We start from the raw sequence: 15,973 nt of genomic DNA, 5'->3' as shown, positions 1-15,973 counted from the left end.
GATATGAAACAACTTCTCAAACAGCGCGAACTCCTGCTTCTTGTCATCATTGCAATCATGATCGGGCTGTTCTCAATGCGTGCGCCGGGTTTTAGCTCGCCACGCAATCTAGCCAACATTTACAACGACACGTCGATCCTGATCATTCTGGCTTTGGGGCAGATGTCGGTGATCCTGACAAAGTCCATCGACCTTTCGGTCGCGGCCAATCTGGCATTTACTGGCATGGCGGTGGCGATGCTCAATGCCGCCTACCCTGAAATACCGCTGGTCGTGCTGATTGTTACAGCCGTAGGTATTGGTGCCGTTCTGGGTGCGATCAATGGCATTCTGGTTTGGAAGCTGGATATTCCAGCTATTGTGGTCACACTTGGCACACTGACCATTTATCGCGGCATGGCCTTTGTTCTATCGGGTGGTGGCTGGGTCAATGCGCATCAGATGACAGGGCCATTTCTCAATACGCCACGCACCGTGTTTCTGGGGCTTCCGCTCCTTGGCTGGACGGCGCTGCTCATTATCGGCCTCATCTATGTGCTGCTCACTCGTAGCTTTTTGGGCCGGGCCCTTTATGCATCAGGTGGCAATCCAACGGCTGCGGTCTATGCCGGTATCGATGTGGGCCGTACGCGCTTCTTCGCCTTTGTGCTTTCTGGCTCGTTGGCAGGGTTGTGCGGTTATCTCTGGGTTTCACGTTATGCGGTTGCTTATGTCGATATAGCCAACGGGTTTGAACTCGACAGCGTTGCTGCCTGCGTGATCGGCGGGATTTCAATCATCGGCGGCATTGGCACGGCCTTCGGCGCAGTGCTGGGTGCGCTGTTTCTCGGCGTCATTAAAAACGCCCTGCCCGTCATCAACATCTCACCCTTCTGGCAAATGGCGATTTCCGGCGCGGTTATCATCGCAGCCGTAATCTTCAATGCCCGACAGGAGAAACGCGGCGGACGCATTATTCTGCGCGACAAGGCCGCAAAGACTTATGAGGAGCCAGCAGCGTGAGCGAGATAACGGAACGCCGTCATATCCCGGATCGGCTGGGAACGTCCTACACGCGGCTGTTTGCCAGTTGGGAAATGTTGTTGTTTGGCGTGGCGATTGCGATTTTCATCGCCAATTCATTTGCCTCGCCATATTTCCTCAATGCCTGGAACCTTTCAGACGCAACGTTCAATTTCACTGAAAAAGCGCTCATTGCCTTTGCAATGACGTTGCTCATCATCTCCGGTGAGATCGACCTGTCGGTCGCTGCGATCATTGCTTTAGCATCGACCGCCATGGGAGCCGCAGCTCAGATGGGTGTAGGCACGCCAGGTCTCGTGTTGATCGGTATCGCTACAGGTCTTGTTTGCGGGGCGATCAATGGCGGGCTTGTAGCCGGACTCAAGCTTCCCTCCATCGTTGTCACCATCGGTACGATGAGCCTGTTTCGTGGCATTTCCTATATTGTACTCGGCGACAAAGCCTATGGCGGTTATCCGGAAAGCTTCGCTTATTTCGGACAGGGCTATGTCGTCTGGGTTTTCTCGTTTGAATTTGTGCTGTTCATCGCTTTTGCATTGATTTTCGGCGTCCTGCTGCATGCAACAAGCTTTGGTCGCCGTATTTACGCTATTGGTAATAATGAATTTGCTTCCCGATTTTCGGGCATACCTGTTGAGCGCATGAAGTTTACATTGTTCATGCTGACGGGTCTGATGAGTGGTATCGCTGCCGTATGTCTCACCTCACGCCTTGGCTCTACTCGGCCATCCATCGCGCAGGGCTGGGAGCTTGAAATCATCACGATGGTCGTGCTCGGCGGTGTGTCGATCCTCGGCGGCGCAGGCAGCATCATCGGCGTTGTAATCTCGGCCTTTGTGATGGGGCTTGTGACCTTCGGCCTTGGCCTTCTCAATGTGCCGGGCATCGTTATGTCGATCTTCATCGGGCTATTGCTTATCATTACCATTTCGTTGCCTATCCTTGGCCGAAAGTTCAAAGCAAGGCGTAAAACATGACAGCCGAGCGCTATGCTTTTCGCATGAAACTTCACGCTGGCCAGGAAGCCGAATATCGACGCCGCCACGATGAAATATGGCCGGAGCTGATCGATTTGCTACACGAAGCTGGTGTGTCTGATTATTCGATCTGGCTGGATGAAGACACACATGTCCTTTTCGGCGCGCTTACCCGAACCAAGACGCACGGCATGGCAGCGCTGCCAGATCATCCGATTATGAAGAAGTGGTGGGTGCATATGGCTGACATCATGGAAACGAATGCCGATAATTCTCCGGTTTCCATCGACCTCAAACCCGTCTTTCATATGCCATGAAACGCATTGCCATTCTAGATATAGGCAAAACAAATGCCAAGGCTGTGCTGCTCGATGCAAACACTGGGAGCGAAATCTCAGTTCATCGCACGCCAAACAAGGTTTTGCGGGATGGGCCTTATCCGCATTATGACATCGAAGCACTCTGGCAGTTTTTTTTAAAAAGCCTCTCTGATTTTGCACAAAACTCGGGATTTGATGCCATATCCATCACAACCCACGGCGCCTGTGCTGCTTTACTGGATGATACGGGTAAGCTCGCAATGCCTGTGCTCGATTATGAGCATGAGTATGCACCGGAAATCCGGTCTGCTTACGCTGGCATCAAACCGCCTTTTGAAGAAACCTTTTCACCATCACTGGGCGCTGGACTAAATCTTGGCGCACAGCTCCATTATTTGAAATCATCGTTTCCCGAACAGTTTTCGAATGTAAACCTCATCCTCACCTACCCGCAATATTGGGCGTATCGGCTGACAGGTGTGCCATCAGTGGAGGCAACATCACTTGGCTGCCATACGGATCTCTGGCTTCCGAAAACAGGCAGCTATTCACCGCTGGTTGAAAGCCTTGGCCTTGAAGGAAAATTTCCACCCTTGCGTTCAGCATTCGATGTTTTGGGGCAGATGCATGAGGATCTGGCGCATAAAATCGGCATATCTTCTCTCGTGCCAGTCTATTGCGGCATCCATGACTCTAACGCATCGCTACTGGCGCACCTTTTGGACAGAAACCCGCCGTTTTCCGTTGTCTCGACAGGCACATGGGTGGTGTGCTTTGCCGTTGGTGGTGATCTCGCACGTCTTGATCCCAAGCGCGATACTTTGGCCAATGTCGATGCTTATGGACGCGCTGTCCCTTCTGCGCGTTACATGGGTGGGCGCGAGTTCGATATAATGACAGCTGATCTCGCGTCGCCCGGTGCAGCCGAACTCGAGAACGTGCTTAACACTGTGCTTGATAAAGCTTTGATGGCACTGCCATCTGCGGTTCAGGGATGTGGCCCTCATCCCGACAGAGAACTGCGATGGATGAATGCAGAAAACTCAGATAAACCCGAAAGATATGTCGCCGCATGCCTTTATGCTGCATTGATGACAAATGCCTGTCTTGAACTTTTAGATGCTGATGGACCCATTATTGTCGAGGGACCGTTCGCATTGAATAGCGTATTTCTTGAGGCCCTTTCGGGCTTTTCCGGGCGTGATGTGATTGCTGTCTCAGGCACAACAGGCACTGCTTTAGGCGCAGGATTGCTAGCAGAGGCAAGTAAGCCAAAGGTGAAAAAACAAACCTATTCAGTGCATCAAGGAGGATATAAAAAATATAAAAAACAATGGATTGGGTATATAAGTTAAATATTTAATTTATCAAAAAAGCCCGGATCTCAATATTGAAATCCGGGCTTATTATTTGTTAAGTCAGTGCCTTATCTCGCGTTTCGACATTGATGAAAAACGCAATCACACCAGCTAATGCCAGCAGCCCCGCAAACAGTGCAACAGCCACAATGAAACTTTGGCTGATGACGAGAGCGAGAGCCGATGGTGCTAACAATCCACCGAGGCGTGCCATGGCACCCGCAGCGCCCATACCGCTTGCACGCAATGCTGTCGGGAAGAGTTCAGGTGTCAACGCATAGAGCGCGCCCCATGTACCAAGCAGAGCGAAGCTCATAATCAGGATTGATGCGCCAACAAGAACCGAATTTCCTGCAACAGTGAATAGCACGCAGGAAGCCGCACTGATGAACAGGAAGGTGATGAGTGTCTTACGACGCCCCCATGCTTCCACGCCGTAAGCCGCAAGTGCATATCCCGGCAACTGTGCCAAAGCGACGATAACCAAGAAACCATAGCCACGCACGAAGCCAAAGCCATCGCCTGCCAGCTTCGCCGGTATCCAAGTGAAGATGCCGTAATAGGACACCGAGACGAGGAACCAAATCGCAAGCGTTGTCAGCGTGCGCTGACGCAGATTTGGCGATAGCAGCTTTTCGTTGGTAACAAGAAGCGGTGCTTCAAGTGTCGCTTTTGGAGGCAGTTCCTGTTTGCCATTCTTGCGCAGAACGCGGTTCATGACCGCCTTGGCTTCTTTTTCCTGTCCGGATTTAAGCAGGTGCATCGGCGATTCAGGTACCCAGAAACGCAGCCAGATACCAATCAAAGCTGGAGCAGCCGTTACGACGAAGATATAGCGCCATGCATCGGCAACACCGGCAAGGCTTGCGGCCCATGCAGCCAGAGCGATAATGACCGTCCCAACTGCCCAGAAGCCTTCCAGCATCACCAGCCAGCGACCGCGATTTTTGGAAGGCAGAAATTCGGCCATCATCGCATAATCGACGGGCAATGTGCCGCCAACAGCAACACCCGTGAGAAAGCGGAGGCCAAGCAGAATTGCAAAACTCGGTGAAAAAGCAGAAAGCAAACCGAAAATGGCATCGCACGCCACTGTGATAAGCAATACGCGACGGCGGCCGTATTTGTCTGCGAGTCTGCCAAAAGCTGCAGCACCGATCAGCATGCCTAAAAAGAAGAGTGTCCCCGTCTGTAAAGCTTGCGGAACCGTGAGGCCAAACGTCAACGCGATGGATGCTGCAGTAAAGCCTACGGCAAGAACCTGCATAGCGTCAGCGGCCCATACAAGCCCGAATACGCCGAGAAGATTACGCTGGAAGGGGCCGGTTCCGGCCTGATCGAGCGTTTGTTCGATAGTAATTTTCATGCCGCGTAGATCCCCTTGTTCGGCCGAAATTTCTTAACGCCGCATTTGCTGCGCCTCTAATAGGCACGAGTCAACACAGGAAAACCAAACCGGCCAATACTTTTGCTTAAATTGAGCATAAGTAGTTATCGTTGTGGTTTTTCCGTCACGCTTCGAAGTGGTTTCATTGCAATTGAAAAGCGCTTATCACTGCTAGCACTGAACAAAGAGGGATCGATATGAGTCTGTCGGCGCGGGATTTTGGTATTGTTTGTGGAGTAATGCCGACAGGTACGCAAAATACGATCAGCGATGTTCCGGGAGTGCTCGTTGGGCACCGCACTTTACGCGACGGCGATATAAATACTGGCGTCACTGCTATTCTGCCTCACTCAGGCAATCTTTATCGCCAAAAAGTTCTTGGTGCGGTCGATGTTATAAACGGCTTTGGAAAAAGCATTGGTCTGATGCAGGTTGAAGAATTGGGAAATATTGAAACCCCTATCCTGCTTACCAATACATTTGGCGTCGGCACCTGCGCCAATACGCTTATTCGTGAAGCGATCAAAACCAATCCAGATATTGGCCGCACCACTGCTACGGTCAATCCTGTCGTACTGGAATGCAATGACGGACCCTTTAATGATATTCAGGCGTTGGCAATTTCTGAGGAGCATGCACAGCTGGCTTTGAAAAATGTCAGCAGCAGCTTTGCGCAGGGCAATTTCGGGGCTGGCACCGGAATGACGTGCTTTGGCTTTAAAGGTGGTATCGGCAGTTCGTCTCGTCGCTTTAAGCTGGATGGTGTGGATTATCATCTTGGAGTTCTGACGCTTACCAATTTTGGACGAGCGGGGGATCTTGTTTTGCCGGATGGCCGCAGGCCGTCGCCCAAAACCATGGCTCAACCGGAAAGAGGATCTGTCATTGTCATACTGGCAACAGATATTCCGCTTGAGCATCGCCAGCTCAAACGAGTTGTAAGACGCTGTGGCGCCGGGCTGGCGAGGCTCGGGGCTTTCTGGGGCAATGGCAGCGGTGATATCGCGCTTGGGTTTTCAACGGCGGTTACGTTTGATCACGATGCGCAGCAGGATCTTATGACAATGCAGTTTCTGAATGAGAATCGGATTGATATTCTTTTCCGCGCAGCGGCCGAAGCCACACAGGAGGCCGTGCTGAATTCGATGTGCGCTGCAGAAAACTTTGTTGGTCGCGGAGGAAACCGCCGCATTTCCTTGTCTGACTGGTTGAGACAAACTGAGTCTCACTGAGTCTCGAAATAAGCGTTATCCGGATAAGTGGCCTACCTGTTCACCATAACAGTTCAACCCAACAAACATTATATTTTAGATTAGAAAAATACTTTAATATTATGATTTATAATTAAATTTAAGATCGATAGACGCTATCATCGTATTAACCGCTATATATTTCACTGAATAAATTTGTCGGTTTTGAGTGAATTATGAAGGGGGTTGTTAACCTTCATTTTTTATTACTAAGGCTCATTCGGGCGACATATCTATGGTTCAGGTATCATGCGTAATTTGAGAGAAAATCTTCCCCATACTGATAGCAATCGTGCAGAGTCTGCTCCTGAGCAGAAGCCAAAGCGCGACGCTTTGGGAGCGCATTCACCAGACTCCGACGGTGCATGGAAATCATATTTTTCGCTTGGCGCGAATGTTCGTTTTACACGTACACCAGAGATTGACCTGGTTCGCCGCCGCGGTGAAGATTTGCCCGATATCAATGGGCGTGCAAAGCCTGCTGCAGTAGAGGCTAAGCCGGTCGAACTAGAAAAGGTTGCCGAAGTCCAGCCTATGGCTGTGGCAGCACTTCAGGAATCTGTTTCACAGAATATGGTCCGCACGCCCGTGGCACCTGTGCCTCCAGTTCTTCACACTGCGCCCGTTATCCAGCCGGTCGAAACTGTACCAGTGCAGCTTTCTTCAAAGAGTGATGTAACGCCTGCATCAGATGTTTCTGCTGCGATTTCAGCATTTGCAAATCTGTCGGACTTTGCCTTTTGGGAAAGCTTTGACTTTGATTCAGCGCCAGTGCAGCCAATAGCGGTCGTCGCAGAAGCTGAAAAGCCAAAGCGTGCCATGCCGACTGTTGAATCGATTATCGCACAGTTTCGGACGGTAGAATGGAATAAAGCCAAGCCTCAGGAAGCATCTGTTGTTGTCGTAGAACAGCCTGCTCCGGTTGCTGAAGTCGCTCAGCCTGTTCAGGTTACTCCAGCTCCACAGCCAGTTGCCGTTCCCGTTGCAGAAGTGAAAATTGAAGCACCTCGTGCGCCTGTCGAAGTGGCTGCGCCTAAGGCACCTGTCGAAGCCGTCGCTGATGTTGCTGCCGAAGCGACTGAAGATGAAGTCGTGCTTACTGTCGCTGAGGCAGAAGAACATGTGGTTGAGGAAGTTACGGCTCCTTCACCTGTTGCAGAAGCGCCAAAGGTTGAAGCACCCGCAAAGACAGCCCCTTCAATCGCTCTTTATCAGCCGCAGCCCCTCCCCCGGACAGAAGCTGTCGTCATGCATGGCGACTATGAATTTCCGCCGCGCGATCTGCTACAGGAGCCGCCTTCACTTGATGGCAATGTCATCACGCAGGAAATGCTTGAGCGCAGCGCCGGCCTTCTCGAAAGCGTGCTGGAAGACTTCGGTGTGCGCGGTGAAATCATCCATGTCCGCCCCGGCCCTGTCGTCACCCTTTATGAATTCGAGCCAGCGCCCGGTGTTAAGTCGTCCCGCGTGATTGGCCTTGCTGATGATATTGCCCGTTCGATGTCAGCATTGTCTGCGCGTGTTGCCGTGGTGCCCGGACGTAACGTCATCGGTATCGAACTGCCTAATGCCAACCGCGAAACCGTCTATCTGCGCGAAATGATTGACTCTCGCACCTTCGAATCCTCGAACTACCGCCTGCCGCTTTGCCTGGGCAAAGGCATTGGTGGCGAGCCGATCATCGCAGAACTTGCAAAGATGCCTCACCTGCTCGTTGCTGGCACAACCGGTTCGGGCAAGTCTGTCGCCATCAATACGATGATCCTGTCGCTGCTCTATCGCTTTAAACCCGAAGAATGCCGCCTGATCATGGTCGATCCAAAGATGCTGGAACTCTCCATCTATGATGGTATTCCGCACCTGCTAACGCCAGTCGTGACCGATCCGAAGAAGGCAGTTGTGGCTTTGAAATGGGCCGTGCGCGAAATGGAAGATCGCTATCGCAAGATGGCACGTCTGGGCGTACGCAACATCGAAGGTTTCAATCAGCGTGCAGCGTCTGCCAAGGGCAAAGGTGAAACCGTTATGTGCACGGTGCAGTCCGGCTTTGACAAGGAAACCGGCGAAGCAACCTATGTTCAGGAAGAACTCGACCTGACGCCAATGCCATATATCGTCGTGATTATCGACGAAATGGCCGACCTGATGATGGTTGCCGGTAAGGACATCGAAGGTGCTGTGCAGCGTCTTGCACAGATGGCGCGTGCTGCTGGTATCCACCTTATCATGGCAACGCAGCGTCCTTCGGTTGACGTTATCACCGGTACGATCAAGGCCAACTTCCCGACCCGTATTTCGTTCCAGGTCACGTCAAAGATCGACAGCCGTACAATTCTTGGTGAAATGGGGGCCGAACAGCTTCTCGGTCAGGGCGACATGCTGCATATGGCCGGTGGTGGCCGTATCGTTCGCGTCCATGGGCCATTCGTGTCCGATGAAGAAGTTGAAAAGGTCGTCAATCATCTCAAAGAACAGGGTCGCCCAGATTATCTGGCGACGGTTACCGAAGACGAGGAAGATGAAGACACAACGCAGGATGCAGCGGTCTTCGACGCTTCGGCTATGGGTTCGGAAGACAGCGACGATGTCTATGAACAGGCGGTGAAAGTCGTCATGCGCGACAAAAAGTGCTCGACTTCTTACATTCAGCGTCGTCTCGGCATCGGCTACAACCGAGCAGCTTCGCTTGTCGAGCGTATGGAACAGGAAGGCCTTGTCGGAGCTGCTAATCATGTTGGCAAGCGTGAAATTCTAACCGGCAATCGCGACTGATTTATCAAATAATGAATTGAGAAAAGCCGGGTTGTAAAATCAATCCGGCTTTTGCATATGTGTGACAATGGCTTAGAGGGGACTGTATTTGGTGCTTGTCAAGTTCCCCAATAAGGTTAATAATCTCTTCATTCGCACATTCTTGACTACCGGACGGAGTAGCCTTTGAGGCTTCTGCCGTACCCAAAAACAGGGAGAATGATCGATGAGAAGCATTACTATCGGACCCAGTGCAAAGCACACGCCTGTGACAACGCAGATGCTCCAGAATGCTCAAACGCAAATGCAGAAGCCTTCTGAAGATAAGACCCAAGTTTGCAATGTTCTTCGCCTCTCAAAAGGCGGCTACTCGCATCGCAGACGCAAAGTTCAAAAAAGCGCATAAAAAATTTGAATAATTTAAAGCGCCGCATCCGGTCAGAGAGATGTCGGCGCTATTTCTTATTGATCCATCACGTTCTTTTGCCTTGGTCACTCTTTATCCCAAGACATACATGGAGTAATTCAAGCGGCAATCCTCCCCCATTGTCTAGGAATGACTCATGACAAAGCCCACTGAAGCAAGTTTGAAACCGCAAAAGAAGAAATCGCGCTTCTTCCTCGGCTTCTTGACTGTTCTGGGCGCTTTGTTTTTCGCATTGTTTTTGAGCCTTGGCATCTGGCAAGTGGAACGCCTGCAATGGAAGCTCGATCTGATTGCCCGCGTTGATGCGCGCGTTCATGCGGAGCCAGTCGCTGCTCCGGGCAAAGATGATTGGGCCAATGTCAATCAGGCCGATGACGAATACCGGCATGTCTCGCTGACCGGCTCTTACCTCAATGACAAGGAAGTGCTGGTTCGTGCATTGACCGAACGGGGCTCGGGCTTTTGGGTGCTGACGCCGTTGCGTTCGGATGATGGTACACTGACCTTCATCAATCGTGGCTTCATTCCGGATGCTAAGCGCGATCCGTCATTACGTACGGAAACGCAAATTGCGGGCGAGACGACCGTAACTGGCCTTCTGCGTATGCCGGAGCCGGATGGCTTCTTTCTGCGTCCCAATGACCCTTCCCGCAATGAGTGGAACTCGCGCGATGTCAAAGCCTTCGCCGAAAAAGAAGGCTTGGGAACAGTCGCGCCCTATTTCATTGATGCGGATGCGCAATCCAATCCCGGCAATTTGCCCATCGGCGGTCTGACGGTTGTTACTTTCCGCAACAACCATCTGTCTTATGCAATTACTTGGTTTGCGCTTGCTGCCATGATTGCTGGTGCCGCCGTCTTTGTCTGGCGGCACGAACGCAAATCAAAAGACATACTTTAAATATGGAGGGCGTGGCCGAGTGCTTTCATGCAGGCCTCGGCGAAGCCTTCTCCAAGGGTCGGATGGGCGTGAATGGTTCCGGCTATATCCTCAAGGCGTGTGCCTGTTTCAACAGCAAGCGCAAAGGCGGATGATAGCTCGGAAATACCGACACCCACGGCCTGGATGCCAAGTATCAAATGGTTATCTGCGCGTGCAACTACACGAATAAAGCCATCCTCCCGCTCGATTGTCATCGCACGTCCATTGGCCTGAAACGGGAAAATACCTGTCTGGATTTGATGACCTGCCTTGCGCGCTTCATCAGGCGATAAGCCGACCGTTACGATCTCAGGATCGGTAAAGCAAACGGCCGGGATGCAGCGCTTATCCCAAGCCTGTTTGCCGCCTGCGATGATTTCAGCAACCATTTCGCCTTGCGCCATCGCCCGATGTGCGAGCATCGGCTCACCTGTTACATCGCCGATGGCATAAACGCCGCGCATGGATGTACGGCACTTATCATCGATGCGGATAAAGCGCCCGTCCATATCGAGGCGGATTTCGCTCAAACCCCAGCCATCGGTTTGCGGCTTGCGGCCAACCGTGACCAGAATCTTGTCAGCCGGAATTGAATGCGTCTTGCCATCAGCCAGCAACACATCCAGCGCTTTTCCATCGGTGGATAAGCCTTTGGCAGATGTATTCGTCAGCACTTCAACGCCGAGTGATTTCAGCCGTGCCATGATCGGTCGTGTCAGCTCCGCATCATATTGCGGCAGAATGCGATCAGTGGCTTCAACGACGGTCACTTTTGCACCAAGCTTTGCAAAGGCCGTACCGATTTCGAGCCCGATATAACCACCGCCAACAATGGCAAGCTTTTCAGGAATCTTATCGAGTGAAAGTGCTTCCGTTGAGGAGATGACATTACCGCCAAAAGGTAGAGACTGAATTTCTACCGGTACCGATCCTGTTGCAATCACGATGTTCTCGGTATGGATAGTCTGGCGCCCGGTATCGGTATCGACCAGGATGGTTTTACCATCCATAAAACGCGCCTGCCCCTGGAACATTCGTACGCGGGAGCGTTTCAGAAGCCCGGCGACACCGCTGTTCAGGCGATTGACGATGCCGTCTTTCCATTCGAGCGTTTTGGCAAAATCGATCTTAGGACTTTCAGCTGTGATGCCAAGCGCGCCTTTAGACGCAAATGTCGTGAGGCGATGAAACTCGTCAGCGGCATGGATAACAGCTTTGGACGGTATGCAGCCGACATTAAGACAGGTACCGCCCAGCCGCTTCTTTTCGACCAGAACCGTATCGATACCAAGCTGGCCTGCGCGAATACCGCAGACATAACCGCCGGGACCGCCGCCAATGATCAGAAGTTTGCAGGAAATCTCACTCATCCGATCAGCCCTCTACAAAAATCATCGCAGGCGTTTCAAGCAGGCTCTTCAGCTTCTGCACGAATACTGCCGCATCCCATCCGTCGATAACCCGATGGTCGAAACTGCACGACAGGTTCATCATTTTACGCGGAACAAATTGTGTGCCGTCCCACATCGGGCGCACGGCCATTTTGTTGATGCCGACAATCGCCACTTCGGGCCGGTTGATAATCGGCGTGGTTGCGATCGCGCCTAGTGGCCCCAATGATGTGATGGTTATGGTTGAGCCGGTGAGTTCTTCGCGCTTGGCAGTGCCGTTGCGTGCTGCTTCCGTCACTCGGACAAGTTCCGATGCTGCGGTAAATACAGAAAGGCTTTCCGCGTGGCGAACCACCGGCACGATAAGACCGTTTGACGTTTGTGTGGCAATGCCCACATGCACACCGCCAAACTGACGAATAATGTCTGCTTCATCATCGAAATGTGCGTTGAGAGCCGGCTGTTCTTTGACTGCCTTGACGATTGAGCGGATAACAAATGGCAGCAAGGTCAGGCGCGGACGCCCTTCCTTCTTCTCATTGTTAAGCCCTGTTCGGAGGTCTTCAAGCTGTGTCACATCCACTTCTTCAACGATAGTAATGTGCGGAATATGGCGCTTTGCTTCGGCCATACGCTCTACAATCTTGCGCCTTAGGCCGATGACCTTGATCTCGTTGATCGATGTGTCCGCAATGTAACCTGACAATGGAGACGCGGCTCCGCTCTCAGTCTGGAAAAAGACGTCCAGATCGTCATGCGTAATGCGCCCGGCAGGACCGCTGCCTTTGACACGTCTTAAATCAATGCCTGCGTCGCGTGCACGCAACCTGACCGATGGTGTTGCCAGCGGTTTTTCACCTTCTGCGCGCACCGGCCCAGCACCGGTAAAAGCCCAGCTTGAGGTTTCGTTTTTCTGCGCAACAGCTTTAGGTGGAACCGGCGTCTGCAACAGCACAGGCGCTTCCACGCTGGCTCGTTGCGGTTGAGGTGTTTCAGCGGGTGCCGCAGCTACAGGTTCTGGTGCTTCCGATTTTTGCTCGCTGCTTCCACCTTCTATTTCGAGGCGAACCAGTTCGGAGCCAACAGCAATTTTCTCACCGATTTCGCCATTAACAGCGATGACTTTACCGCTGCGCGAGGAAGGGATCTCAACTGTTGCCTTATCCGTCATGACGGCAGCAAGCAGATCGTCCTCCCGGACGATATCGCCAACCTTAACATGCCATTCAACAAGTTCAGCCTCTGCAACGCCTTCGCCAACATCAGGGAGCTTGATCGCAAAATGAGCCATTTACGCCTCCATGATTGAAACGAGTGCACGACCGACACGGTCGGGTCCGGGAAAATAGGCCCATTCCTGTGCGTGTGGGTATGGCGTATCCCAGCCGGTCACGCGGATGATCGGTGCTTCGAGATGATAGAAACATTCGCGCTGCACGAGTGCCGCAAGCTCGGCGCCGTAACCGCAGGTCAATGTCGCTTCATGCACGATAACGCAACGCCCGGTCTTCCTGACGGAAGCCATAATTGTTTCCGTGTCGAGTGGGAGCAACGTGCGAAGATCAATGACTTCCGCGTCGACGCCGGTTTCCTCTGCAGCAGCTAATGCCACATGAACCATCGTGCCATAGGCAAGAACAGTCACATCGCTGCCTTCACGACGGATTGCAGCCTTGCCGAGTGGCACGGTATAGTAGCCCTCTGGCACTTCGCCCAGCTCATGCTTTTTCCAGGAAGTGACAGGCTTGTCGTGATGTCCGTCAAAAGGTCCGTTATAAAGGCGCTTCGGCTCAAACATGATGACCGGATCAGGATCTTCAATCGCTGCCAGCAGCAAGCCCTTGGCATCGGCGGGTGTTGAAGGCATCACGGTCTTCAAACCGGAAACATGGGTAAAAAGCGCCTCGGGACTTTGGCTGTGCGTCTGTCCGCCATAAATGCCGCCGCCCGAAGGCATACGAATAACCATAGGGCATGTAAACTCACCCGCCGAGCGATAACGCATACGCGCTGCTTCCGAGACAATCTGATCATAGGCAGGGTAAACATAGTCAGCGAACTGCACCTCGATACACGGGCGCAGGCCATAGGTCGCCATGCCAATCGCGGTGCCGACGATGCCGAGCTCGCTGATTGGTGCATCGAAGCAGCGCTCCTTGCCGTATTTCTTCTGCAAACCGGCGGTGCAGCGGAAAACGCCGCCGAAGTAACCAACGTCTTCGCCGAATACGACGACTTTCTGGTCGCGCTCCATCGCAATGTCGTGGGCGTTCTGGATAGCCTCAATCATCGTTAGTTTTGTCATGATTAGAACCCCGCCTCCTGACGCTGGCGAATAAGGTGCGGCGGTGTTTCGGCATAAACATCTTCAAACATGTCGCGCATCGACGGCTTGCGACCATCATGAAGCGTGCCGATAGCTTCTGCTTCGCGCTGTGCACTGACGACGAGATCCAGAATTTCTGCTTCAGCTTGTTTGTGCCGTTCGTCAGACCATACGCCACGCAGGATCAAGTGGTTTTTGAGCCGCAGTATTGGATCGCCCAGAGGCCATGCATCGCTTTCGGCCTTCGGGCGATAAGCGGAAGGATCATCAGACGTCGAATGCCCGCCAGCGCGATAGGTGACATATTCAATGATAGTCGGGCCAAGATTACGGCGTGCGCGTTCGACTGCCCATTTCGCAACCGCATGAACCGCAAGATAGTCGTTGCCATCTACGCGAAGTGACGGAATGCCAAAGCCATGTCCGCGGGCCGCAAAAGTGCCCGAACCACCGCGTGCAATGCCCTGAAATGTTGAGATTGCCCATTGGTTGTTGACGATATTCATCACCACCGGGGCTTTATAGGTGGATGCAAAAACAAGTGCCGCGTGGAAGTCACTTTCAGCGGTCGAGCCGTCACCAATCCATGCAGCTGCAATTTTGGTGTCATGGCTGATGGCTGAAGCCATCGCCCAGCCCACAGCCTGCGTGTATTGCGTGGCAAGATTGCCGGAAATGGTGAAGAAGCCATGCTCTTTCGAGGAATACATGACGGGCAATTGGCGACCTTTAAGCGGATCTTCTTCATTTGAGAAAATCTGGTTCATCATAGTGACGAGCGGATAGTCGTCAGCGATGAGAAGCCCCGCCTGCCGATAAGTCGGGAAATTCATGTCGCCCTTACGCAGCGCCTTGCGGAACGCGCAACTGACCGCCTCTTCACCCAGATGCTGCATATAGAAAGAGGTTTTACCCTGTCGTTGCGCCATCATCATGCGGGCATCGTAAGCACGCAGGATCATCATGTGGCGGAGACCTTCTTTCAGCTCTTCATCGGTAAGCGTACCCGCCCAGGGGCCAACTGCCTCGCCTTCGCGATTCAGAACCCGGATGATGCTAAAAGCCAGATCGCGCATTGATTCCGGCTTTTCGTCTATCTCCGGTCGTCTGACACTCCCTGCCCGTGGAATTTTAACGTGGGAGAAATCCGGCGTATCGCCGGGGCGCCATTCCGGTTCAGGGACATGCAAAGAAAGCACAACATCATCGCTCATGCAGGTGTTCCTCAAACGTGCATTTAATGTCGAACGAGAGAGCAGATTATTGGTTCCAGCAAAATTGATGCCGATTTGTCATTGGCTAAGAATACGGCGCAATGACCTCATTTCTCCCATGCGAAGCATTGCTGATTTCCTCCTTCAACACTGCTTTCGTCAGGATGGAACGGCATAAAGAATAAAGCAATATTATTTTTCTTATTGCGCATTAATTATCATCAGAACGGTTCTCTTAGATTGGATGATCAGGGTAATAAAATTTCTACATTCTTCTAAATGCGCTATATAAAAGGAATTTATCGAAATCTTGGACAGTAAATATAAGAAATATTATTACGATATGCATCGCAAAATTCGAGTACCATTTGGTACTTAATGCCGCCATTTTTTAGATAATTTATTTTGCGCAAAATAAAACGGCCCGTTTCCGGGCCGTTACCACAAGCACTTAGTGATGCTTGTTGCCTTCACGCGCAAGTTCTGCGGTTGGGTCTCCGCTAAGTCGTTTGCGTGCTCTATCATCCATTAGCTCATACCACATAGCGTTCAGCACAGCGAAAGCGGCTGCGAGTGGCAGGCCAAGAAGCCAGGAAAAATACCACATCTTGCTTTCCTTTCTCGATT

14 protein-coding genes are annotated in these 15,973 nt (G+C 52.1%); 8 read left to right on the top strand and 6 right to left on the bottom strand.

Annotated features, from left to right (window positions below):
* Window positions 1-3 precede the first annotated feature (3 nt).
* Genes U2P60_RS05380 through U2P60_RS05365 form a run of 4 tightly spaced genes read left to right on the top strand, consistent with a single transcriptional unit; the run spans window position 4 to window position 3,675 of the window.
* Window positions 4-1,002, top strand: coding sequence for an ABC transporter permease (locus U2P60_RS05380; RefSeq protein ID WP_413571676.1), 999 nt, complete (start codon window positions 4-6; stop codon window positions 1,000-1,002).
* The gene (locus U2P60_RS05375; protein WP_413571675.1) at window positions 999-2,000 is read left to right on the top strand and encodes an ABC transporter permease; all 1,002 of its coding nucleotides are present in this window, start codon (window positions 999-1,001) and stop codon (window positions 1,998-2,000) included. The genes U2P60_RS05380 and U2P60_RS05375 overlap by 4 nt, the downstream gene beginning before the upstream one ends.
* Window positions 1,997-2,317 (top strand): L-rhamnose mutarotase, encoded by a 321-nt coding sequence (gene rhaM / locus U2P60_RS05370; RefSeq protein WP_413571673.1) that lies wholly within the window; start codon window positions 1,997-1,999, stop codon window positions 2,315-2,317. Before U2P60_RS05375 ends, rhaM begins: the two co-directional genes overlap by 4 nt.
* Window positions 2,314-3,675, top strand: a complete 1,362-nt coding sequence (locus tag U2P60_RS05365; protein WP_413571672.1) for an FGGY-family carbohydrate kinase — start codon at window positions 2,314-2,316, stop codon at window positions 3,673-3,675. Before rhaM ends, U2P60_RS05365 begins: the two co-directional genes overlap by 4 nt.
* A gap of 58 nt (window positions 3,676-3,733) precedes the next feature.
* Here U2P60_RS05365 and U2P60_RS05360 read toward each other — a convergent pair whose 3' ends face one another.
* Window positions 3,734-5,044, bottom strand: coding sequence for an MFS transporter (locus tag U2P60_RS05360; RefSeq protein ID WP_413571671.1), 1,311 nt, complete (start codon window positions 5,042-5,044; stop codon window positions 3,734-3,736).
* A 218-nt stretch (window positions 5,045-5,262) separates the two neighbouring features.
* Here U2P60_RS05360 and U2P60_RS05355 point away from each other — a divergent pair, with 218 nt between their 5' ends.
* The 4 genes from U2P60_RS05355 (at window position 5,263) to U2P60_RS05340 (ending at window position 10,394) form a co-directional block, all read left to right on the top strand.
* Entirely contained in the window at window positions 5,263-6,297 is a 1,035-nt protein-coding gene (locus U2P60_RS05355; RefSeq protein WP_413571670.1) for a P1 family peptidase, read from the top strand.
* 267 nt (window positions 6,298-6,564) lie between these two features.
* A complete protein-coding gene (locus tag U2P60_RS05350; protein ID WP_413571669.1) occupies window positions 6,565-9,087 on the top strand; it encodes a DNA translocase FtsK in 2,523 nt (840 codons plus the stop codon).
* Window positions 9,088-9,292: 205 nt separating this feature from the next.
* On the top strand, window positions 9,293-9,472 hold the full coding sequence (locus U2P60_RS05345; protein WP_413571667.1) for a hypothetical protein: 180 nt from the start codon (window positions 9,293-9,295) through the stop codon (window positions 9,470-9,472).
* A 157-nt stretch (window positions 9,473-9,629) separates the two neighbouring features.
* Window positions 9,630-10,394, top strand: coding sequence for an SURF1 family protein (locus U2P60_RS05340; RefSeq protein ID WP_413571666.1), 765 nt, complete (start codon window positions 9,630-9,632; stop codon window positions 10,392-10,394).
* On the opposite strand, the gene lpdA is transcribed toward U2P60_RS05340, so the two are convergent.
* From lpdA to cydX, 5 genes are all read right to left on the bottom strand, one after another.
* Window positions 10,391-11,785, bottom strand: coding sequence for a dihydrolipoyl dehydrogenase (gene lpdA, locus U2P60_RS05335; RefSeq protein WP_413571665.1), 1,395 nt, complete (start codon window positions 11,783-11,785; stop codon window positions 10,391-10,393). The genes U2P60_RS05340 and lpdA overlap by 4 nt on opposite strands.
* A gap of 4 nt (window positions 11,786-11,789) precedes the next feature.
* Window positions 11,790-13,097, bottom strand: coding sequence for a dihydrolipoamide acetyltransferase family protein (locus U2P60_RS05330; protein ID WP_413571664.1), 1,308 nt, complete (start codon window positions 13,095-13,097; stop codon window positions 11,790-11,792).
* Complete coding sequence (locus U2P60_RS05325; protein ID WP_313829569.1) at window positions 13,098-14,111, bottom strand: alpha-ketoacid dehydrogenase subunit beta; 1,014 nt, start codon at window positions 14,109-14,111, stop codon at window positions 13,098-13,100.
* Window positions 14,112-14,113: 2 nt separating this feature from the next.
* Entirely contained in the window at window positions 14,114-15,346 is a 1,233-nt protein-coding gene (locus U2P60_RS05320; protein ID WP_413571663.1) for a 3-methyl-2-oxobutanoate dehydrogenase (2-methylpropanoyl-transferring) subunit alpha, read from the bottom strand.
* A 451-nt stretch (window positions 15,347-15,797) separates the two neighbouring features.
* Window positions 15,798-15,953, bottom strand: coding sequence for a cytochrome bd-I oxidase subunit CydX (gene cydX, locus U2P60_RS05315; protein ID WP_313829567.1), 156 nt, complete (start codon window positions 15,951-15,953; stop codon window positions 15,798-15,800).
* Window positions 15,954-15,973: the final 20 nt, after the last annotated feature.

It is taken from the genome of Brucella sp. H1_1004, assembly GCF_047308065.1.
GTDB lineage: Bacteria > Pseudomonadota > Alphaproteobacteria > Rhizobiales > Rhizobiaceae > Brucella > Brucella pseudogrignonensis_B.
This window is presented reverse-complemented; position numbering and strand designations above follow the sequence as displayed.

What these genes read in the sequence shown, in the direction of transcription:
- U2P60_RS05330 (WP_413571664.1), bottom strand. Translation starts at nt 13,097, where the DNA reads ATGGCTCATTTTGCGATCAAGCTCCCTGATGTTGGCGAAGGCGTTGCA.
- U2P60_RS05360 (WP_413571671.1), bottom strand. Translation starts at nt 5,044, where the DNA reads ATGAAAATTACTATCGAACAAACGCTCGATCAGGCCGGAACCGGCCCC.
- U2P60_RS05325 (WP_313829569.1), bottom strand. Translation starts at nt 14,111, where the DNA reads ATGACAAAACTAACGATGATTGAGGCTATCCAGAACGCCCACGACATT.
- U2P60_RS05365 (WP_413571672.1), top strand. Translation starts at nt 2,314, where the DNA reads ATGAAACGCATTGCCATTCTAGATATAGGCAAAACAAATGCCAAGGCT.
- U2P60_RS05345 (WP_413571667.1), top strand. Translation starts at nt 9,293, where the DNA reads ATGAGAAGCATTACTATCGGACCCAGTGCAAAGCACACGCCTGTGACA.
- U2P60_RS05380 (WP_413571676.1), top strand. Translation starts at nt 4, where the DNA reads ATGAAACAACTTCTCAAACAGCGCGAACTCCTGCTTCTTGTCATCATT.
- rhaM (WP_413571673.1), top strand. Translation starts at nt 1,997, where the DNA reads ATGACAGCCGAGCGCTATGCTTTTCGCATGAAACTTCACGCTGGCCAG.
- lpdA (WP_413571665.1), bottom strand. Translation starts at nt 11,785, where the DNA reads ATGAGTGAGATTTCCTGCAAACTTCTGATCATTGGCGGCGGTCCCGGC.
- cydX (WP_313829567.1), bottom strand. Translation starts at nt 15,953, where the DNA reads ATGTGGTATTTTTCCTGGCTTCTTGGCCTGCCACTCGCAGCCGCTTTC.
- U2P60_RS05355 (WP_413571670.1), top strand. Translation starts at nt 5,263, where the DNA reads ATGAGTCTGTCGGCGCGGGATTTTGGTATTGTTTGTGGAGTAATGCCG.
- U2P60_RS05340 (WP_413571666.1), top strand. Translation starts at nt 9,630, where the DNA reads ATGACAAAGCCCACTGAAGCAAGTTTGAAACCGCAAAAGAAGAAATCG.
- U2P60_RS05320 (WP_413571663.1), bottom strand. Translation starts at nt 15,346, where the DNA reads ATGAGCGATGATGTTGTGCTTTCTTTGCATGTCCCTGAACCGGAATGG.
- U2P60_RS05350 (WP_413571669.1), top strand. Translation starts at nt 6,565, where the DNA reads ATGCGTAATTTGAGAGAAAATCTTCCCCATACTGATAGCAATCGTGCA.